This window comes from Arthrobacter sp. G119Y2 (genome assembly GCF_038069765.1).
Taxonomy (GTDB): domain Bacteria; phylum Actinomycetota; class Actinomycetes; order Actinomycetales; family Micrococcaceae; genus Arthrobacter_B.
The window spans coordinates 465,673-484,778 of record NZ_JBBPFS010000001.1 but is presented as its reverse complement, the minus strand read 5'-3'; the positions used below and the strand labels follow the sequence as shown (position 1 = coordinate 484,778).

The 19,106-nt window shown below is 65.1% G+C and carries 18 protein-coding genes; 3 read left to right on the top strand and 15 right to left on the bottom strand.

Features of this window, described 5'->3' with window-relative positions; genetic code table 11:
* The first annotated feature begins 110 nt into the window (after nucleotides 1-110).
* The 3 genes from WKB88_RS02340 to WKB88_RS02330 all read left to right on the top strand — a co-directional run bounded on the left by WKB88_RS02340 (nucleotide 111) and on the right by WKB88_RS02330 (nucleotide 1,628).
* Complete coding sequence (locus WKB88_RS02340) at nucleotides 111-488, top strand: SDR family NAD(P)-dependent oxidoreductase (RefSeq protein WP_341392930.1); 378 nt, start codon at nucleotides 111-113, stop codon at nucleotides 486-488.
* A complete protein-coding gene (locus WKB88_RS02335) occupies nucleotides 434-847 on the top strand; it encodes an SDR family NAD(P)-dependent oxidoreductase (RefSeq protein WP_341392929.1) in 414 nt (137 codons plus the stop codon). Before WKB88_RS02340 ends, WKB88_RS02335 begins: the two co-directional genes overlap by 55 nt.
* A gap of 94 nt (nucleotides 848-941) precedes the next feature.
* Entirely contained in the window at nucleotides 942-1,628 is a 687-nt protein-coding gene (locus WKB88_RS02330) for a M23 family metallopeptidase (RefSeq protein WP_341392928.1), read from the top strand.
* A 33-nt stretch (nucleotides 1,629-1,661) separates the two neighbouring features.
* Here WKB88_RS02330 and WKB88_RS02325 read toward each other — a convergent pair whose 3' ends face one another.
* From WKB88_RS02325 to WKB88_RS02255, 15 genes are all read right to left on the bottom strand, one after another.
* Nucleotides 1,662-3,095 (bottom strand): MFS transporter, encoded by a 1,434-nt coding sequence (locus tag WKB88_RS02325; RefSeq protein ID WP_341392927.1) that lies wholly within the window; start codon nucleotides 3,093-3,095, stop codon nucleotides 1,662-1,664.
* Between the two features lie 13 nt (nucleotides 3,096-3,108).
* Nucleotides 3,109-3,909, bottom strand: coding sequence for an HpcH/HpaI aldolase family protein (locus WKB88_RS02320; protein ID WP_341392926.1), 801 nt, complete (start codon nucleotides 3,907-3,909; stop codon nucleotides 3,109-3,111).
* Nucleotides 3,894-4,679 (bottom strand): 2-oxo-hept-4-ene-1,7-dioate hydratase, encoded by a 786-nt coding sequence (hpaH, locus tag WKB88_RS02315; RefSeq protein ID WP_341392925.1) that lies wholly within the window; start codon nucleotides 4,677-4,679, stop codon nucleotides 3,894-3,896. The genes WKB88_RS02320 and hpaH overlap by 16 nt, the downstream gene beginning before the upstream one ends.
* A 99-nt stretch (nucleotides 4,680-4,778) precedes the next feature.
* Nucleotides 4,779-5,894, bottom strand: a complete 1,116-nt coding sequence (gene hpaD / locus WKB88_RS02310) for a 3,4-dihydroxyphenylacetate 2,3-dioxygenase (protein ID WP_341392924.1) — start codon at nucleotides 5,892-5,894, stop codon at nucleotides 4,779-4,781.
* A 57-nt stretch (nucleotides 5,895-5,951) separates the two neighbouring features.
* Nucleotides 5,952-7,469, bottom strand: coding sequence for a 5-carboxymethyl-2-hydroxymuconate semialdehyde dehydrogenase (gene hpaE / locus WKB88_RS02305; RefSeq protein WP_341392923.1), 1,518 nt, complete (start codon nucleotides 7,467-7,469; stop codon nucleotides 5,952-5,954).
* Between the two features lie 92 nt (nucleotides 7,470-7,561).
* Nucleotides 7,562-8,239 carry a GntR family transcriptional regulator gene (locus WKB88_RS02300; RefSeq protein WP_341392922.1) on the bottom strand — a complete coding sequence of 226 codons (678 nt, stop codon included), beginning with the start codon at nucleotides 8,237-8,239 and terminating at the stop codon, nucleotides 7,562-7,564.
* On the bottom strand, nucleotides 8,236-9,711 hold the full coding sequence (locus WKB88_RS02295) for a fumarylacetoacetate hydrolase family protein (RefSeq protein ID WP_341392921.1): 1,476 nt from the start codon (nucleotides 9,709-9,711) through the stop codon (nucleotides 8,236-8,238). Before WKB88_RS02295 ends, WKB88_RS02300 begins: the two co-directional genes overlap by 4 nt.
* A 62-nt stretch (nucleotides 9,712-9,773) precedes the next feature.
* Nucleotides 9,774-10,631 carry an HNH endonuclease signature motif containing protein gene (locus WKB88_RS02290; RefSeq protein WP_341392920.1) on the bottom strand — a complete coding sequence of 286 codons (858 nt, stop codon included), beginning with the start codon at nucleotides 10,629-10,631 and terminating at the stop codon, nucleotides 9,774-9,776.
* Between the two features lie 149 nt (nucleotides 10,632-10,780).
* Nucleotides 10,781-11,101 (bottom strand): hypothetical protein, encoded by a 321-nt coding sequence (locus WKB88_RS02285; protein ID WP_341392919.1) that lies wholly within the window; start codon nucleotides 11,099-11,101, stop codon nucleotides 10,781-10,783.
* Nucleotides 11,102-11,155: 54 nt separating this feature from the next.
* The gene (locus WKB88_RS02280; protein WP_341392918.1) at nucleotides 11,156-12,019 is read right to left on the bottom strand and encodes an HpcH/HpaI aldolase/citrate lyase family protein; all 864 of its coding nucleotides are present in this window, start codon (nucleotides 12,017-12,019) and stop codon (nucleotides 11,156-11,158) included.
* Entirely contained in the window at nucleotides 12,016-13,203 is a 1,188-nt protein-coding gene (locus WKB88_RS02275) for a CaiB/BaiF CoA transferase family protein (RefSeq protein WP_341392917.1), read from the bottom strand. Before WKB88_RS02275 ends, WKB88_RS02280 begins: the two co-directional genes overlap by 4 nt.
* Complete coding sequence (locus WKB88_RS02270; protein WP_341392916.1) at nucleotides 13,200-15,167, bottom strand: SUMF1/EgtB/PvdO family nonheme iron enzyme; 1,968 nt, start codon at nucleotides 15,165-15,167, stop codon at nucleotides 13,200-13,202. The genes WKB88_RS02275 and WKB88_RS02270 overlap by 4 nt, the downstream gene beginning before the upstream one ends.
* A complete protein-coding gene (locus tag WKB88_RS02265; RefSeq protein ID WP_341392915.1) occupies nucleotides 15,164-16,531 on the bottom strand; it encodes an ADP-ribosylglycohydrolase family protein in 1,368 nt (455 codons plus the stop codon). Before WKB88_RS02265 ends, WKB88_RS02270 begins: the two co-directional genes overlap by 4 nt.
* Entirely contained in the window at nucleotides 16,528-17,697 is a 1,170-nt protein-coding gene (locus tag WKB88_RS02260) for an ADP-ribosylglycohydrolase family protein (protein ID WP_341392914.1), read from the bottom strand. The genes WKB88_RS02265 and WKB88_RS02260 overlap by 4 nt, the downstream gene beginning before the upstream one ends.
* Before the next feature lie 69 nt (nucleotides 17,698-17,766).
* Complete coding sequence (locus WKB88_RS02255; protein WP_341392913.1) at nucleotides 17,767-19,062, bottom strand: ABC transporter substrate-binding protein; 1,296 nt, start codon at nucleotides 19,060-19,062, stop codon at nucleotides 17,767-17,769.
* Nucleotides 19,063-19,106 lie beyond the last annotated feature (44 nt).

Sequence of the window (19,106 nt, the reverse complement as noted above, 5' to 3'; positions counted from 1 at the left end):
TGTACTCTAGAGCAAAATATGCGGACTTTTTGTTATTCCTCGTACGGGACTAGGTGGGCAGACTGGAGGTGTCTTCCCGATCGGGTCGGCTGCAGATTTTTAGGAGTCCCATGAATGAGCAAATGATTGCCCTCGTCACCGGCGCCAACAAGGGCATCGGCCGCCAGATTGCCGGCCAGTTGGCTGCCCTTGGCCACACGGTGGTGGTAGCGGCGCGGAAAGCCGACGCCGGTGAACGCGCCGCAGCGGAACTCCGCGCGGGGGGCGGCAGCGCCGTCGCCGTCGTACTCGATGTCACCGATCCCGCCTCGGTGGCAGCCGCGGCGGATGCGGTCAAACGCCAATTCGGGCGGCTGGATGCGCTGGTGAACAATGCCGGGATTGTGGCGACGCCGGGCGTCAGCTTCGCAGCCCAGCAGCCGGGCTCGCCGAGGTGGACGAGATCCGCTCCGTCTTTGAGACCAACTTCTTCGGGGTCATTTCCGTGACCGCGGCCTTCCTGCCCCTGCTGCGCCTCTCTTCCGCACCACGCATCGTCAACGTCTCCAGTGTTGCCGGGTCCCTTGCCGCGGTTTCGGACCCTGCCAGCACGGATCCGATCGCCGCCGGATACGCGCCCTCCAAAACGGCCCTGACTTCCCTGACGCTGCAATACGCCAAGGGACTCGCACCGGAGGGCATCCTGGTCAATGCGGTCTGCCCGGGTTTCGTGGCCACGGACCTGAACGGTTTCCGCGGTACCCGCACTCCGGCCCAGGGTGCCCTTGCCGCCGTCCGGATGGCCACCATCCCCGCCGGCGGGCCCACCGGCACCTTTACCGACGAGGACGGCCCGCTCCCCTGGTAGAGCGGCTGCCGGCGCCCGCGCGGTTCCGCCCGACCCGCGCGGCAGCGTCCCAAGAGGATTTACCCTGCCGGAAGGCCTGGTGTACAAGGGAACCATGACGAGTGGCCAGGACCGGACCGTCCCGGTGTCCCTTCCCTTCACCGGGAAGTGGAAAGTGGAAAACAGCCCGCTGCGCCGGGTGCCCAGCCACGGCACCCATCTGCTCGCCACCACTTATGCAATCGATTTTGTGGGGGTGGACGACGCCGGACGGACGGCGCCCGCGGTCAGCTGGCGGTCGGCGTTCGCCACGGAGCCGCCGGAGCTCTTCTTCGCCTTCGGGCGCCAGATCCTGGCCCCGGTCAGCGGAACAGTTGTTGCGGTGCACGACGGCGAGGACGACCACCGGGCCCGCCGGTCCCAGCTGGCCCTCATCCCGTACGTGCTGGGCCAGCCGGCCCGGCTGCGGAGCGGGATCGAAGCCATCGGGGGCAACTACATTCTCATCGCCGCGGAGGACGGCCGCGCCGTAGTGGGCGTGATGCACCTGCAGTTCGGTTCCGTCCGGGTTGCCGCAGGTTCCCGCGTGAGCGAGGGCGAGCACATCGGTGCCTGCGGCAACTCCGGAAATTCCACGCAGCCCCACGTGCACCTGCAGGCGATGGACGCCGCAGACCCGCGGACGGCGCGGGGGCTTCCGCTGAGTTTCACGTCCTTCAGCGAAAAGCTCCCCCGCGCCGGTGCCTTCATCGACCGCCGGAACACGCTGCCGGAGGAGTCCTCGATTGTCGAGGCGCTCTAGCCCGAGCCGGCTAAGCCAACCGCGCTTACCAGGTCAGACCCGAGCGGCATCCGGCCGGACGGCGTCGTCGGTGGAGACGCCCCGGCGCTTGTCGAAGATGGTTGCTCCGACTTCCTGCTCCGCCTGGTTGCGGATGGACAGGTCGATGCCGGGACGGTCGCGCAGCATGATGGTGGCAGCCGTAGCGATGGCCACCATGAGCAGCAGGTAACCGGAGACCGCCAGCGTACTGCCGGTTGCCTGCACCAGCGCCTGGGCGATGGTGGGGGCAAAGGCGCCGCCGACAATCGCGCCCAGCGCGTAGGACACTGAAACACCCGAGAACCGGATCGACGCCGGGAAAATCTCGCTGTACCAGGCGGCCTGCGGACCGTAGGTCAGGCCCAGTCCCACGGAGAACAGGGCCAGGCCCACGAACATAAACGCGAGGTTTCCGGTGTTGATCAGCCAGAACAGCGGGAAAACCGTCAGCGCCAGGATGCCGAACCCGATCAGGTAGGTCCTCTTCCGCCCGATCAGGTCGGCCATGAGTCCGCTGATCAGGGTGAAGAGGAACCAGACAGCAGCCGATCCGGAGACGGCCAGGAGCACGTCCGTGCGGTCCATGGCCAGGGAACCTTCGGGGTTGGTCGAGTAGTTCAGGATGAACCCGCCGGTGGTCATGTACCCGGCGGCACTGTTGCCGGCGAAGACCAGGGCCGCCAGGACCACCAGCTTCCAGTGGTTTTTCATCAGCTCGACAATGGGCATCTTGGTCTGCTGCTTCTTCTCGGAGATCTCCTCGAACACCGGAGACTCGTTCACTGACATGCGCACCAGGAAGCCGACGCCGATCAGGACGATGCTGAGCAGGAACGGCAGCCGCCAGCCCCACTCGATGAACTCGTCGCCCGGGGAGATCACGCCGGTCATCAGCGCCGTGACGCCGGAGGCCAGCAGCATGCCCAGCGGCACTCCCAGCTGGGGGAAGGAACCAAAGAGCCCGCGCCGGTTCCGCGGTGCGTGCTCCACCGACATCAGCACGGCGCCGCCCCATTCACCGCCGGCGGAGATGCCCTGGATGATGCGCAGCAGCAGCAGCAGGATCGGTGCCCAGACGCCGGCCGTCTCGTAGGTGGGCAGGACGCCGATCAGCGTGGTGGCCCCGCCCATGAGCAGCAGCGTGATCACGAGCATGGCCTTGCGGCCGATCTTGTCGCCGTAGTGTCCGGCCAGGAAGGCGCCGAGAGGGCGGAAGAGGAAGCTCAGTCCCACCGAGGCGAAGGCGATCAGGGTGGCGATTTCCTTGCCGGCGGGTTCGAAGAAGAGGGTGGAAAACACCAGCCCGGCCGCGGTGGCGTAAATGAAGAAGTCATACCATTCGACGGTGGTGCCGATCAGGGTGGCAAAGGCGACCCGCCGGTTGTCTTTCGCGCTGGTGCGCGGCGCCGATGACGGGGGCGGGGAGATGCCGGAGACAGAAGCCATGGGAGGGTCCTTATCAGTAACTGGCGCGGGCGTCGTCGTCCGCAGCCGGAATGTATTTTGCGGCCAGGGCCTCGCTGCCCCGGGCCAGGAGCGCGACGTCGGCGCCCACGAGGATGAAGTCGACGCCGGCCTCGATGTAGCGCCGGGCGGTTGCTTCGGCGAACGCGTTGACGCCCACCGGTTTTCCGGCCGCCTTCACCGCACGGATGCAGTGCTCGACGGCGGCCAGCACCTCGGGATGGTCCTGTTGGCCGAGGTGGCCCATGGAGGCGGCGAGGTCGGACGGGCCGATGAAGAGCCCGTCCACGCCGTCGACCGCGGCGATTTCCGCCACGTTTTCGACGGCGGCGGCGGACTCGATCTGCAGCAGCAGCGTGATGCTCTCCGCAGCGTTCTCGAGGTAGCCGTCAATGCGGTTCCACCGCGAGGCACGCGCCAGGGCGCTGCCCACGCCGCGGATGCCGTGCGGCGGATAGCGGACGGCGCGGACCATCTCTGCGGCCTGCTCCGCGGTGTCCACCATGGGGATCAGCAGGTTCTGCACGCCCAGGTCCAGGTACTGCTTCAGCAGCACCGCGTCCCCGGACGGCGGACGGACCACCGGCACTGCCGGGTAGCCGTGCACCGCCTGCAGCTGGGCCAGCAGTGATTCCAGGCCGTTGGGGCTGTGCTCGGCGTCGATCAGCAGCCAGTCCAGGCCCGAGCCGGCGCAGATTTCGGCCACCAGCGGGCTGCCGGAGCAGACCCACATTCCGGTCTGCCGGCTCCCGCCGGCCAGCCGCGCGGAGAAGGGTTCTTCTACTCGAATCGGCATGTGATGGTTCCCAACGGTCCGTAGTCTGCGAGCACCGAGTCACCCTTGTAGACCCACATGGGGCGGGTGAAGGATCCGGCGAGGATGATTTCTCCGGCTTCCAGCGAGGTGCCGTGCGCGGAGAGCTTGTTGGCGAGCCAGTAGACACCGGCGGCGGGATGATTCAGCACGCCCGCGGCCACGCCGGTTTCCTCGATGGTCTGGTTGCGGTAGAGCAGGGCCGAGACCCAGCGCAGGTCGACGTCGGCCGGTTTCACCGGGTTCCCGCCCACCACCATGGCGCCCATTGCCGCGTTGTCGGAGATGGTGTCCACGATGGTCCGGCCCTGCATCTCGATCCGTGAATCCAGGATCTCCAGGGCGGGCACCACATAGTCCGTGGCATCCAGGACGTCGAAGATGGTGCAGCCCGGACCGGACAGCGGCTTGCCGAGCACAAAGGCCAGCTCCACTTCAATGCGGGGATGCGTGTAGGAGTCCCAGTCCAGGGTGCAGCCGTTCTCCAGCACCATGTCATCGAGAATGACGCCGTAGTCGGGCTCGGTGATGCCGGTGGCGGCCTGCATGGCCTTGGAGGTGAGGCCGATTTTGTGTCCGGCGAGGGATCGTCCGGAGGCAATGAGCCGCTCCCGCCACAGGTTCTGCACGGCATAGGAGTCCTCGATGGTCATGTCGGGATAGCGTGCGGTCAGCAGCGGGACCGGGGTGCGGGTCTCTTTGGCTTCGAGCAGTTCATCGGCCACCGCTTGGATGGTCTGTTTATCTAGCACGGCACTACTTTCTGTTCGGTCCGGTTTCTCTTCGTCCGGGGCGGGTGCGACGACGGCGCCGGGCCGGCGCCGCCGTCGCACCTCGCTGTCCTGCTGGGATTAGAGCTGGGTGCCGATCTTGAAGCCCTTGGCTGCCTCACCCGCGGAGGTGCCGCCGTCGTCGGCCGGACGGGTGTAGGAGAAGCCGTCAGCGCCGATGGTTACGTCCATTTCGGAAGTGTCGGTGCGTGCGGTGACCGGCTGCGGGTTGCCGTCCAGGTCCAGCACCAGGGAAGCCTCGGTGTACCAGGAGGGAACGACGGCGTTGCCCCACCAGTCGCGGCGCTGGTTGTCATGCACGTCCCAGGTCACGGTGGGGTTGTCCGGGTCGCCGGTGTAGTAGTCCTGCGTGTAGATCTCGATGCGGTGGTCGTCCGGATCCAGGATGTAGAGGTAGAAGGCGTTGGAGACGCCGTGCCGGCCGGGGCCGCGCTCAATCCGGTCGGAGATGCGCAGGGCGCCCATCTTGTCGCAGATCTGGATGATGTTGTGCTTTTCGTGGGTCGCGAAGGCCACGTGGTGCATGCGGGGGCCGTCGCCGCCGGTGAGGGCGGTGTCATGGACGGTGTCCTTGCGGTGCATCCAGGCGGCGTAGGTGACGCCGTCGGAGTCCTTGATGTCCTCGGAGACGCGGAAGCCCAGGTCCTCCAGGTAGGCGCGGCCGCGCGGGACGTCGGGGGTGACCTGATTGAAGTGGTCCAGACGCACGAGTTCACCGGCGGAGTAGAGGTCGTAGCGCTGGGTCAGCCGCTCGACGTGCTCCACGGAGTAGAAGAATTCGTACGGGAAGCCCAGCGGATCCTCCACGCGAACCGAGTCGCCCACGCCCTTGGTGAAGCCGTTGGCGCGGCGTTCGGTACGGCAACCCAGTTCCTTGTAGTAGGCCTCGGCGGTGTCCACGTCTTCGGGGGTGCGCACACGGTAGGCGAAGGAGGCGACGGCGGCAACCGGCCCCTTGCGCAGCACCAGGTTGTGGTGGATGAACTCCTCCAGGGAACGCAGGTAAATGACGTTCTCGTCCTCCTCGGTCACGTGCAGGCCCAGGACGTCCACGTAGAACTCGCGGGACTTGGCCAGGTCAGTGACGATGAGCTCCATGTAGGCGCAGCGGACAATGTCCGGCGGCTGGATGCCCGGCGTGGGGATCGGGTTGGGGTTGATGGCGGAAATGCTCATGGGAATGCTCCTTTGCAAACTGTAAAGATGTCGGGGACGCGGGCAGGCGGAGAGTGCCTAGCCGTCAACCTTGGCGGCGTCGTCGGTCCCGAACTTGGGGGTGTGGACCTTGCCCAGGGTGATGTGCACGGCCTGCTGGTCGGTGTAGAAGTCGATGGAGCGGTAGCCGCCCTCGTGGCCCAGGCCGGAGGACTTCACGCCGCCGAAGGGGGTGCGCAGGTCGCGGACGTTGTGGCTGTTCAGCCACACCATGCCGGCCTCGGTGTTCTGCGCGAAGTTGTGCGCCCGGGTCAGGTCCTGCGTCCAGATGTAGGCGGCCAGGCCGTACTTGGTGTTGTTGGCCAGTTCCAGCGCCTCGTCCTCGGTGTCGAACGGGGTGATGGCGACGACGGGGCCGAAGATTTCCTCCTGGAAGATCCGGGCGTCCGGGGCGACGTCGGCGAAGACGGTGGGCGCAATGTAGTTGCCCTCCTCCAGGCCTTCGGGGCGTCCGCCGCCGGCGAGCAGGCGTCCTTCGGTCTTGCCGATCTCCACGTAGGAGGCAACCTTCTTGAAGTGCTCGGGGTGCACCAGGGCGCCCACCTGGGTCTTGGGGTCATGCGGGTCGCCGACGACGATGGTCTTGGCGCGGGCGGCAAACCGCTCGCAGAACTCGTCGTAGACCGGGCGTTCCACCAGGATGCGCGAGCCCGCGGTGCAGCGTTCGCCGTTGAGGGAGAAGACGCCGAAGAGGGCCGAGTCGATGGCGGCGTTTAGGTCAGCATCCGCGAAGATGACGCAGGGGCTCTTGCCGCCGAGCTCCATGGACATGCCCTTGAGGTTCTCCGCGGCGTTGCGGAAGATCGTCTTGCCGGTGGTGGTTTCACCGGTGAAGGAGATCAGCGGCACGTCCGGGTGCTTCACCAGGGCGTCGCCGGCTTCCTCGCCCAGGCCGTTGACCAGGTTGAACACACCGGCGGGAACGCCGGCTTCGGTGAAGATGTCCGCCCAGAGGGAGGCGGAGAGCGGGGTGAACTCGGCCGGCTTGAGCACCACGGTGTTGCCGGTGGCCAGGGCCGGGGCGAGCTTCCAGGATTCGAGCATGAACGGGGTGTTCCACGGCGTGATGAGCCCGGCAACGCCGATGGGCTTGCGGTTCACGTAGTTGATCTGGGAGCCGGGGACCTTCATGGCGTCGTCGAACTGGGCCACGATCAGGTCCGCGAAGAAGCGGAAGTTCTCGGCAGCGCGCAGGGCCTGGCCCTTGGCCTGGGTGATGGGCAGGCCGGTGTCGAAGGTTTCCATTTCGGCCAGGCGTTCTTCCTGGGCTTCCACGGCGTCGGCAATCTTGTTGAGGATGCGGGCCCGTTCGCGCGGCTTCATCTTCGGCCAGGGTCCGTTGACGAAGGCGTCGCGGGCGGCAGCGACGGCGGCGTCGATGTCTTCCTTCTGGCCCGCGGCGGCGGTGGCGTAGGTATTGTTGGTGACCGGATCCAGGACGTCAAAGGTTGCGCCGTTGACCGAGTCGACAAACTTGCCGTTGATGAAGTGCTGGATGTGCGAGGGAAGGTCCTCGGGGACGAAGTGCTGTGACATTGGTTTTTCTCTTTCGTCTTATCGGGAGGTTCTGAAGGGGAAGTCTGTGGACCGGAGTCTTGAGAACGGGGAGTCTCTAGAACGGGGAGTCTCTAGATCGGGGACGGGGGCTGGTTGTTCTGGGCCAGGAATGCATTCAGGGTGTTGGTGCGGTGCGCGCGGGCGGCGTGTTCGACGTCGGGCGCCGGGGCGCCGGATTCGATCAGGTCCAGCAGCGCGTCGTGTTCCGCCACCGACTCATGTGCCCGGCCGGGCACATACCGGAAGGTGGAGGTGCGCATGCTGCTGAGCCGGAACCAGCCGCGGTGGACCAGGTCCAGGATGTGCGGGTTGGGACAGCGGGCGTAAAGCAGGGCGTGGAACTCGGTGTTCAGCTGGGTGAAGCGGACCGGATCGAAATCCTGCAGCACCTCGCGCATCTGCTCGTTCAGCACACGCGCCTTAGCCAGTTCCTCACCGTTGACCGCAGGCGCTGCCAGGGCGGTGGCCGCGCCTTCGATGATGCTCAGCGTCTGCATGGTGTGCAGGTACAGGTCCGGGTCAATGCCGGCCACGGTCGCCCCGACGTTGCGTTCAAAGTGCACCAGGCCTTCGGCTTCAAGCCGGCGGATGGCTTCCCGCACCGGCACCACGCTGAAACCCAGATCGTTGGCGATGCTGCTGAGAACCAGCCGGTACCCGGAACTCATTTCACCGCCGAGGATCCGCCGCTTGAGCTGGACGTACGCCTGCTCCGACTTGGAGCCGGTGTCCGTGCCGGTGCCGGTCATGCCTGTTCCGCCGCCCAGGCCTCGTACTTTTCCTTCCAGGCGGCGTTCATCGGGTAGAGGCCGTCGACGCCGTGGCCGGCCTTGACCATTTCGGCGATGAACTCTTCCTGGTGCTCCTGCTTAATGCAGGCTTCCACCAGCTCCTCGGCGATGGCCGGCGGGATAACCAGGATGCCGTCGTCGTCGGCCACAATAATGTCGCCGGGCTGGATGGTGGCGCCTCCGCAGGCAATGGTGATGTCGGTGTCCCAGGGGACGTGCCTGCGGCCAAGGACCGCGGGGTGCGGGTTGGCGCAGTAGACGGGCAGGTCGATGCCGGCCACGGTGGAGTAGTCGCGGACGCCGCCGTCGGTGATGATGGCTGCGGCGCCGTTGTGCTTGGCGCGCAGGGCGAGGATGTCGCCCAAAGTGCCGGTGCCCTTTTCGCCGCGGGCTTCCATGACCAGGACTTCTCCGTCGCGGACGGAGTCGATGGCGCGCTTCTGTGCGTTGTAACCGCCGCCGTGGGACTTGAAGAGGTCCTCGCGGTTCGGGACAAAGCGCAGGGTGCGCGCGGTGCCGACAACCTTGCGGCCGGTCTTGGTGCCGCTGAGTCCGTCGATGGAGACGTTGTTCAGGCCGCGGGCGCGCATCTGCGAGGACAGGGTGGCGGTGGCCACGGACTCCAGCTTGGCCTTCAGCTCGGGGGTAAGGGTTTTCTGCTCTTCTTCGGCCTTGAGGCCGGCCTTTTCGGCGGAGCCCCAGGCTTCTTCGCGCTGCTTGTCGTCGATCTTGGGCTGCGCTCCGAAGGCGGCCAGCGCCGTCGTGCCCTCGCTGACCGTGGTGGTGAGGCGGCCGGTGGTAACGCCCGTGGCGGGGACGTCGACTTCGATTTCCATCACGTCGCCGGGGACGGCAACGGAGGCGCCGGCCGGGGTTCCGGTAAGGATGATGTCGCCGGGTTCCAGGGTGAGCAGCTGGCTGAGGTCTGCAACCAGCTGAGCGAACGGGAAGAGCAGGTCCGCGGTGGTGTCCTCCTGTGCCGGTTCGCCGTTGACCCAGGTGCGGATGCGCAGGGCTGCGGGGTCGACGTCGGTGGCGTCCAGGATGGCCGGGCCTACGGGGGTGAACCCGTCGCCGCCCTTGGAGCGCAGGTTGGAGCCCTTGTCGGCCCAGCGCAGGTCGTACACGCCCAGATCGTTGCTGGCAGTCACTCCCCCGACGTGTCCCCAGGCGTCCTCGATGCTGACGCGGCGGGCGGTCTTGCCAATGATGAGGGCGATTTCGCCTTCGAAGCCGAGCAGTTCGCAGCCGGCCGGGCGCTCGACGGTGCCGCCGGACAGGGCCAGCGAGGTGCCGGGCTTGAGGAAGTAGGAGGGCTGCTCCGGGGTGCGTCCGCGTTCTGCTGCCCGCGAGGGGTAGTTGATGTGGACGGCGATAACCTTGCCGGCCTGCTTCAGCGTGTCCGTGGTGGCTTCATTGCTCGGGGACATGTCTCTCCTGGATCAAGTACGAAATCGTATATCATCCAGAGTGCCATGTGGTCGGGGTCACGTCAAGACACGGGGTGTCCGTATTCCTGACTCAGCAGGTGATCGTTTTTTTGTAGAATGCTCTGTATTGCCTGAGTCCCATTGGAAGGTAGCTCGATCGAGAAGGCGGTCCCGGGGCCGCTGACAAAGTTGCCAGTGAAGGTTATGTTTCCGGGAAGTGTGGTCTTCGACGTGCCGAGTTCGATCCCAGCGGCACCAATCTTCATCGTGAGTTCGGCAGTAATTAGAGGAAATGTGAGTTCACCAGAAAACCGCGATAAGTCCGTGTATTGATTGAACAGTGATTCTGGCGAGACGTAATTTTTAAATTTCAGGCGAATATAGTCGCCATCAGGATACTTTACTTCGAGCAAGGAGCCGTTGGGTGGGCTGTCTACGTCGTCGGGGTTACCCAAGACGATCCAGTCATTGTTCTGGAGGATCGTCTTTGGTTGCTCGCCGGGCAGATTTATAAATACGTTCAGGAGCAGGTGGTTATCTTCATCCCGCTCAAACCAAATGCTGTTTTGATCGTTCAAGACAAGAATATTCTCTGTCTCGTAGTAGTAGTTTCCGCCCACGATTGCCAGAATGTCTTGGCGCAGCCACTCTATACGGCCCGTCACCTCGATTCTAGATAAGTTCGGCTTCTTTAGGGCCGTCGTCTGTTCGATGGTCCAAGCGTCAGCCTTGGCATGGTGTTCATGGCATAGCGCGACCATTCCCTCCGGATTGTGATGTTGTTTTGTGGCCCAAGATGGATTGAAATGATGGTACTCAAGGTACGGATTGCCACATCCCTCAACCGGACAGCCGAAGCCAACCTCTTGACGCAGTTGTCGCCTGATATCTACAGGAGGAGTCCTAGACAGATTCTTCATGGTGTTTCTTCCGTCTTATATTTATTTGGTCCGGTGACCTTTTCGTCATTGGACCAATGGTAGAGCACGAAATAGGCCGGGGTACCTTTTGGGACGATCGGGTTTCAGCAGTGTTGAAGTTGACGACCGAGGGTCCTTCATGCGAGGTACTATTTCACCCACGTATACATCATCACAAGAACACACACCGCCGAAAACCCAGCCGGCGCAAGCAGCAGAACCCTGGGCACGTACCCCAGGAAAGGTCCGAGCAGCAGCGGAACTAGCGCCAGCAAAGTCGTGTCCACGCTGCGGACCATTGAGCCGGCCTGCGCGCTCGGCGTCGGGCCGAACGGGGTGTCAAGGGGATGAGCTGTCCAGTCGGGCTGGACCCGGTAGGCACTTCGCACCGCCGACGCACCAAACCCGACACCAGCTAGCGCGCCCAGAGCGATCAACGAAGGATCGCCCACGCCAAGCAGCACCAGCACCGCGCACAACATCACCGTCCACAGCGCCAGCGCGGCGCCCCGCGCATACCATCATCAACCTCCGGGACGCGGCTCCGCGCCGCCGAGGGCGATGACCCGCTCGGCGGCCCGCACCATTGCCACGTCAATGAAGGTGCCGTCTTCCAGCACGAACGCTCCGGTGCCGTCGACTGCCCCGGCGCTCACTTGGTCGACAATGCTCTGTGCCCGGGCCACCTCCGAGGCATCAGGAGTAAAAACACGGCGGATGATGTCCAGCTGCCGCGGGTGCACGGCGGTTCGTCCAGAAAAGCCCAGGGCGCGGCCGGCGCGGCAGCTGGCCTCCAAACCCTCAACGTCCACGACATCGGCGTAAACCGCCATCAGCGGGGCGGGCAGGCCGGCAGCCGCGGCCGCATTGACGATGCGGCTGCGTGACCAGGCCAGACCCGCTTCCCCGCCGGGCCCGGCGGGAACCCCCAGTTCAGCCCGGAGGTCAGCTTCTCCAGTGGCAATGGTGGATACTCCCGAGGAGGCGATCTCAAAGGCACGCTCAATAGATAGAGCGGATTCCAGAAGTGCATGCACCTGACGCCCGGGCAGTGCGGCCCGAAGAGCCTCAACGTCGGCAGCTGACTGCGTCTTGGGCAACCGCACCCCGAAGGCAGCGGGAAGCGCGGCGACCGCTGTGACGTCGGCGTCATGAGCCGAGGATCCGGCCGCGTTCAGCCGGACCTGCACGGCGGGGGCGCCCTCACCGCAAGCCTCCCATGCGGCGGCGAAGTCTGTCAGCGCCGCACGGGCATCCGCCTTGCGCGATGCGGTGACGGCGTCTTCGAGATCAACAATGACCGCATCCGCCCCGGCCCGCAGCGCCTTCTCGAAGCGCTCGGGCCGGTCAGCGGGTGCGTATAGCGCTACCACGATTGGCCGGCTCATCGGATGCTTCCGTCGCCGTACAGCACCGCCAACTCGTCGGGCGAGTACCCCAGCTCGGTCAGCACGGCATCCGTGTCCGCACCATGCGCCCGCCCAGTGAACGCGATCTTCGCTTCATCTCTGGACATCCGAAACAGCGGTCCCTGCATGGCCATGTCGCCGAGGTCTGCGTCCTTAATACGGTGGATGGTACCGAGTGCATTGAACTGGGGATCGGCAACAATGTCCGAAGGGTCATAGATCGGTGCCACCGCGGCTTCCGCAGCCTCGAACGCGGCAATAACCTCCTCCCGCGAGTGCCGGACGATCCATGCCCCAACAGCATCATCGAGGAGGTCGGCGTGCTCGGCACGGGTTGCTCCGCTGGCAAACCATTCCTCATCAGCAAGCTCGGGGCGCCCGACCAGCGCGACCACGCGCTCAGCAATGGACTGCGCACTCGTGGACACCGCCACCCAGGAACCGTCGGCTGTGCGGTACGCATTGCGGGGCGCATTGTTGACGGAGCGGTTGCCGGTGCGCGGCTGCACGGTGCCCAACTGATCCCAGCGCGTGATCTGCGGGCCAAGCATGGCAAGGATCGGCTCGATGATGGCCACGTCGACTTCCTGGCCTTTGCCGTCCTTGTCACGCGAGTGCAGCGCGACCATGATCGCGTAGGCGGTTGCCAGTGATGCGACGCCGTCCGCGAGGCCGAACGGCGGAAGTGTCGGTGGCCCGTCCGGCTCGCCGGTGGATGATGCGAAGCCGCTCATCGCTTCGGCGAGGGTGCCGAACCCCGGCCGGTTCTTATAAGGTCCGATTTGCCCGAATCCGGTAACACGGGCAAGAACAAGCCCGGGGTTCTCCGCGGACAACGCGGCATAGTCCAGCCCCCAGCGTTCCAGCGTCCCGGGACGGAAGTTTTCGATGACAACATCCGCGGTACGGGCAAGGCGGATAAACGCGTCGCGCCCGCCTGCCGTATGCAGGTCGATGGCTACAGTGCGCTTATTGCGGCCGAGGGTCTTCCACCAGAGGTTCTGTCCATCCTTGCTCGGCCCGTGACCCCGCGCAGGATCCGGCCGGTTTGGATGTTCGACCTTGACGACGTCGGCGCCCATGTCACCCAAATGCATTGCTGCCATTGGGCCGGCAAAGAGCGTCGAAGCATCCACGACGCGAAGACCGTTGAGCGGGCTCATGCGGTTCCCTCCTCTTCAAGCGCCTGGTCATTGTGCTGCTCGGTGCAGATACGGAACCCGACAGAGCTGGAAGCATCCTGGCCGAGTCCGGGCAAAAGCAGCTTGGCGCTGAACTCCGGCGACTTCACACCGCCGTCGAAGTACCAGTCCGAGCCCTCACACCGGTGTGCGCTGCCGCCCTTGAGCATGACAAAGCGGGTGCGGCCGTCCGAATGTTCGGACTCCGTCCAGTTCCACACTTCCGGCGTTCTGCGCAGAAAACCGGGGCGGGCTGCTGCAAGCTGCCATTCGTCCTCGGTGGGGAGCCGGCCGCCGGCCCAGGCCGCGTATTCGCGGGCCCGGGAGAACGTCACCTTCGTCGCGGGACGCTCCGGGTCACGGGCATCCGTATGCTCTCCGATCGCGTCGAGGAAACGGGCGTACTCGGCTTCGCTCACCTCTGCGGCGGCAACTGAAACCGGCCGCGGGAGGACAACATTCCGGTCCAGCGTGCGCTGGTCGTGGAGGCGGGGAGGCAGCGGCTTCCACTCGTCCACGTAGGGCGCTCCGTCATACATGCCCGTCTCACGCATCCGGAACCACACGGTCAGGGTGTATTCGCCGGCCGCGACAGTGACGGTGGGGATAGCCCGGCTGGATGCCGGAGCAACGGGGCCGTTCCAGTCAGGCGCGCTCATGCGGCGTACCGGGCGGTGCCGAAAGGACGTATCAGACTGAGCGGTTTGCCCGGCGAGAGCGGCATGGACGACGTCGAGCTCATCGGGTGCGTCGGCACCGGCACCAATGCGCGCCGCAGCGGCTATTCCGCCGGCCGGCACGGTGACCGTGCTCGCTGTGTCACCGGCGTGCAGCGGCCGCCAGCCGCTGCCGGGCATACGGTATTGGGCATCCACATTCGAGGTGTTCACCAGGAGCAGCAACGTGACACCGTCGAGTTCGAAAGCCGATCCCATCACCGGGCCGTCGGCTACCGAGAGCGGTGTCCACTCCCCCTCGACGAGCCAACGGTGGAATCCGCGCTGGACGGGAAGCATGCGGCGGAGCGTCGCGGCATCCCGGTCATTCCAGCCGACCCAGGCTCCAAAAACCACCTCCCACACCATGACTCCAACACCGTTGAGCCAGGCCGAGCGCAGCTCTTCAGCATGGTCTCGGTGCCAGCGGCGAATGTGGTGCTGCATATGCCGCCGCTCAAACCACCGTGCGCGGAGGACACCGGGCATCTCGGAGTCGGCGAACCACTGTGCCCAGGACAACGTATGGTCAGCGATCCGCTCGGTTGCGAGCTTCGATTCGCCTTCGAGGCCGATGCCGGGACGCGCCTCATCCAGCGCAGTGACCAGTCCGGGATCTGCCTTCTTCAGCGTGTCGAGGAATACTCCGTCCGCACCGAGGCGGCGCACTGCCGCCGCGAGCTCATCTGTATCGTCGCCTGCCCGGCGGGTCCCCGTATCCCAGGGGTTGTAGTCCAGGAACACTGCGACTCCGGCAGCGCGCAACGTCGCTGCAACTTCTGCAAGACCCGGGACATCGTAGAAGTCCCACTGGTTGCGGTCGTCAATACCGATGACCGGATAGGCGTGCCACAGTACGACGCCGTCAAGCCCGCCGAAACGCTCGTGCGCGTCAGCGAGGAAGCGCTCGGGCGTGAAACGCTGCGCCTCAAAATCGAAGAACAGCTCGTCCCACAACCAGACCTGCGCCACGGTAAAGCATCTGCTTGCCCAGGCGGAGGCGTCGTCGTCGTACCGGGTGGGCTCGCCATGGCGCTTTCGCGCACCATCCCGCCACACATTGAGCTGGGCGCGCCACTGGGCAAGGTCATCGGGGTCGGCAGGCGCCGCAAAAATCTTGGCGTCATCAAGCGCGGCTGCCGCTTCCCCGCTCATCAGATTCAGCTCGAGCGGCACCCGGGTGGGTAGATCGAGTTCACGGGGCTGCATGGGGTTGAAACCGCCGCTCATGATGTTCCCTCCGACAACCGGAAGGTGCGTTCTGCGAGTTCACGGATGGACCGCTCGGCGCCGCCCGGGAGAGAGGTCGCGACGGAGTCCTTGAGCGGATCGGTCCAGGCCTCCCCAATTCCGTCAGCGCCCAGAAGCCCGCCGACGATGGATCCAATGGTCGCGCCGATCGAGTCAGTGTCCCATCCACCCGAGACTCCGAGCGCGATGGCGGCACCGAAGTCCCCGCCGTAGGCCTGGATGGCGCATGCTGTGAGCGCCGCGTTGTTGAGAGTATGAACCCAATGCATACCGTCGAACTCCGCATGGAGCACGTCGAGTGCCGCGGCAGAGGTCAGCGATCCTTCAGCGAGGGCCGTACCTGTCTGCCGGCCGAGACGTACGGCGGCAGCCAGACGTGAATCCGGCGGTACGACCGTGTCTGCGGCGTCCAGCACAGCATCGGCAGAGGTCGCGGTGAGGGACGCTGAGCACATAGCAGCAGCCCACATCTCACCGTAGATGCCGTTGCGGGTGTGGCTTAACCGCGCATCGGTCCAGCCCGATGCGGCAGCCGCGCGCACATCCCCGGGATGAGCCCAGCCATGCACGTCGGCCCGAATGAGCGCGCCGATCCATTCTCGGAACGGGTTGTGGTGCCGCGCCGTATCCGGAACGGTGCGGGCATCGAGAATGTTCCGGTACGCCGCTCGTTCAGCGGTGAAGACCCTGCCCGCCGGCAGTGCCGCCAGCCAGGCTTCTGCAAAGTGCTCTGTGGAGAGATTGCGGCCGTGTGTCTCCATCAGCTCGAGGGTGAGGATGGGGAAATTCAGATCGTCGTCCTCGGGCATCCCGTCGATGTTCTCGACCAGCGAGGTGGGCGCGGAGCGGCGGTTCCAGGGCCAGCGCTCCGCTATCTCCCGTGGGAGCCCCACCGCAGTGAAGTAGGACCGGATCGGCCAGTTACCGGTTGCCCGGGCTATCTGCTCGATGCCCTCGCGGGGAATCTTCTCTACGGGCTTGCCGAGCAGGCATCCCGCCGCCCGGCCAAGCCATGCCCCGTGCATCCGTTCGAAGTTCAGGGATGTCCTTATACCTGGAGCGGCCGGCGGGAGCAGGGCGACGATGTCCTCCCACTCGTCCGGTTCCCCGGCGCTCGGCGTCTGCAGGGTCTGCAGCTCGTCGAGCACCGTGCGTGCGAGGGCACGGATCTCTTGGCTTGCGGGTTCAGCGCTCGCCCCTGATGGAGCGAGTTGCGTCGAGCCGCCGGCTTCCGCCCACCGGCGCTCAATCGGCGCAATTTCGGCTTCGGCGACCCCCTGCTCTCGGAGAGCTGCCAGCTCGGCGGCGACCAAGTCCTCCGGCTGGGACCATGTCAGCCTCACTTCGCGTATACCGGGTCGAGCAGCGATTCCAGGGCCGCGGCTCGTTGTGTGGCACGATCTGCGTCCGCCCGGGCGATATCACTCACCACTTCCGTCATCGCAGCCACCACGGAATCCAGATCGAGGCGGCTGGCGGCCGTAACATCAGTGACCCAGTCCGTGGGCACTGCTTCAATGCCGTGGAGACCACCGCAGATGGCACCGGCCATCGTGGCGATCGAGTCGGCGTCGCGACCGTAGTTGACGGCGTCGAGCACCGACGAGCGAAGGTCTCCGTTGCGGGCGATGACGAACCCGAGCGCCGCAGGCAGCTCTTCGATCGACTTGGTGCGCGACGGCAGGCGGGCATCCATCGCCGGGGCGCGGTACTGCTCCCCCACCGTGTCATACGGCGCAACAGCGGCGCGCACAACCCGGGCGATATCCCGCGGGTCATCCGATCCGCCGTCGGCAAGGAAAGCATCGACGGCGTCAAAAACGGCACGGATGGCTGCGGCGGTCCCGTCGTGGGCGACATCCAGCACGGCCTGCCGTACGTCGGCGACGGTTGCGCCGGGAGCAGCGGATGCTGCCACTGCGGCCGCGAATACGCCTGCGGCCTCACGTCCGTAGGACGACTGGTGAGCTCCGGCAATGTCGATAGCCTCGGCATAGGCACCCTGTGGGTCGCCGATGTGCACGAGTCCGACCGGCGCCATGTACATGGAGGCTCCGCAGTTGACGATGTTTCCCACACCCGCTTCCCGCGGGTCGGCATGGCCGTAATGCAGTTTCGCGACGATCCACTTTTCGGCGAGGAAGACGCGCTGCAGGATCAGGGCATGGTCCTCGAGTTCTGGGACCCAGCGCCGTTCACCGATCATCAGCGGCACCAGATCGCTGGCGACGTCGTAGGCGTCAAGATGCCGGCGCTGCTTGGTGTAGACCTCCACGAGAGCATGGGTCATGAGCGTATCGTCGGTCACATGTCCGTCACCCTTGTGGTAGGGCGCAATCGGCCGCGCAGTTTTCCAATCGGCGAGGAAGGGCCCCACGATGCCCTCGACCCGGCCGCCGTGGCGCTCTTCGATTTGCTCGGGGGTCCAGCCCTCCGTCGCACCGCCCAAGGCGTCTCCCACGGCGGCCCCTGTCAGTACTCCGGCTACTTTGTTCTGCAACACGTTCATTCTCACTCCTTGTTTACCTCCGAAAACGACGACGGCGGGGGCGAGCCGGCGGCTCACCCCCGCGCGTCATCAGCCGGCGATGTCAGTCCAGCCGGTGGAAAGTTGGTTAGCGAGCTCGTCGCTGGTGATCTGATCAGCCAGGTACTGCTGGAAGGCCGGGGTGGCGATGGTGTCCTTCCACTCCGTGTACTTTTCGACCTTGAGGAACGGCGGTCCCTGCAGCCCTTCGCCCGATGCCAGCACCTGGGCCCAGGCGGGGTTGTCCGCGGCCAGTGTTTCCACCTCGGTCCTGGCAGAGCTGGATGACGGGATGAGTGCGTCGGCGTAGGCGATCGAGGCCAGATTCTCGGCACTCATGAAGAAGTTGAGGAAATCAGCCGACTCCTCCACGTACTCGGAATCGACGTTCACCGAGTAGGTCTGCGGATTTGCTGCCTGGATGGCGCCGGCTGAACCTTCGAGCGGAGGCAGCGCCACCCAGTTGAATCCTTCGGGGGCGTCGTTGGCAATGTTCGTCGCCTGGAAGGATCCCTGCACGGTCATTGCGACCTTGCCTCCGTAGAACGAGGCCAGCACGTCCGACCCGGATTGTGTCAGTGACGTGGGTTCGATCGATTTGTCGGTGTAGGCCATTTCATGAATAAGTTCGGGCACCGCCAGCTCGGAGTCGCCGACGTCGATCGACGCGTCGGTGCCCTCTCCGTCAAAGAAGCCACCGTCGAAACCGAGCGAGAGGCTCATCATCGTCGCCGTGGGCGACCCAAGACCCCATCCGATGCCGTAATTGCCACCGGTGGTTGTTGCCTGGGCAATCGTCTGCAGCTCCTCCCACGTCATGGTGTCGCCGCTGGGAATTTCCATCCCGGCAGCTTTGAGTAGATCAGCGTTGGCGAACACCATGTAGGACTGCAAAGTGGACGGATAGGCGATGATTTCTCCGTCCTGTGTGACAGAGTCCCAGATCCCTTCGGAGATGTCCGACTTCAAGTCCTCGTCGATGTGGTCGGTCAGGTCAGCGAGGTAGCCGTCCGCCGCGAAGGAGGCAATGGAACTCGCCTCATAGTGGATGATGTCCGGTGCCGTTCCGCCGGTGAATTGGGTGATGAGTTTGTCGAATGTCCCATCCCATCCGGCTTGGACAATCTTTACCTGAACGTCTTCGTTCTCCGTGTTCCACTGATCGACGATGGATTTCACGGCAGCCTGGGTGGTTGGCTGGTCGGACAGCGACTGGAACTGGAGGGTCACGGGGCCGCCGTCGGCGTTCTCCGATTCATTGCTGGCACTGCCCTGCTGGCAACCGCTCAGGGCGAGGATGGTCACGCCCGCGAACGCGACGGCGCCAATGCCTCGTATTCTCTTCATAATGCTCGCTTTCTTGTTCTGTTGTGGTCGATCTTTCTTAGTGG

Coding starts and splice junctions, on each gene's coding strand:
- WKB88_RS02340 (WP_341392930.1), top strand. CDS start 111: ATGAATGAGCAAATGATTGCCCTCGTCACCGGCGCCAACAAGGGCATC.
- WKB88_RS02330 (WP_341392928.1), top strand. CDS start 942: ATGACGAGTGGCCAGGACCGGACCGTCCCGGTGTCCCTTCCCTTCACC.
- WKB88_RS02325 (WP_341392927.1), bottom strand. CDS start 3,095: ATGGCTTCTGTCTCCGGCATCTCCCCGCCCCCGTCATCGGCGCCGCGC.
- WKB88_RS02320 (WP_341392926.1), bottom strand. CDS start 3,909: ATGCCGATTCGAGTAGAAGAACCCTTCTCCGCGCGGCTGGCCGGCGGG.
- hpaD (WP_341392924.1), bottom strand. CDS start 5,894: ATGAGCATTTCCGCCATCAACCCCAACCCGATCCCCACGCCGGGCATC.
- hpaE (WP_341392923.1), bottom strand. CDS start 7,469: ATGTCACAGCACTTCGTCCCCGAGGACCTTCCCTCGCACATCCAGCAC.
- WKB88_RS02300 (WP_341392922.1), bottom strand. CDS start 8,239: ATGACCGGCACCGGCACGGACACCGGCTCCAAGTCGGAGCAGGCGTAC.
- WKB88_RS02295 (WP_341392921.1), bottom strand. CDS start 9,711: ATGTCCCCGAGCAATGAAGCCACCACGGACACGCTGAAGCAGGCCGGC.
- WKB88_RS02290 (WP_341392920.1), bottom strand. CDS start 10,631: ATGAAGAATCTGTCTAGGACTCCTCCTGTAGATATCAGGCGACAACTG.
- WKB88_RS02280 (WP_341392918.1), bottom strand. CDS start 12,019: ATGAGCCGGCCAATCGTGGTAGCGCTATACGCACCCGCTGACCGGCCC.
- WKB88_RS02275 (WP_341392917.1), bottom strand. CDS start 13,203: ATGAGCCCGCTCAACGGTCTTCGCGTCGTGGATGCTTCGACGCTCTTT.
- WKB88_RS02270 (WP_341392916.1), bottom strand. CDS start 15,167: ATGAGCGGCGGTTTCAACCCCATGCAGCCCCGTGAACTCGATCTACCC.
- WKB88_RS02260 (WP_341392914.1), bottom strand. CDS start 17,697: ATGAACGTGTTGCAGAACAAAGTAGCCGGAGTACTGACAGGGGCCGCC.
- WKB88_RS02255 (WP_341392913.1), bottom strand. CDS start 19,062: ATGAAGAGAATACGAGGCATTGGCGCCGTCGCGTTCGCGGGCGTGACC.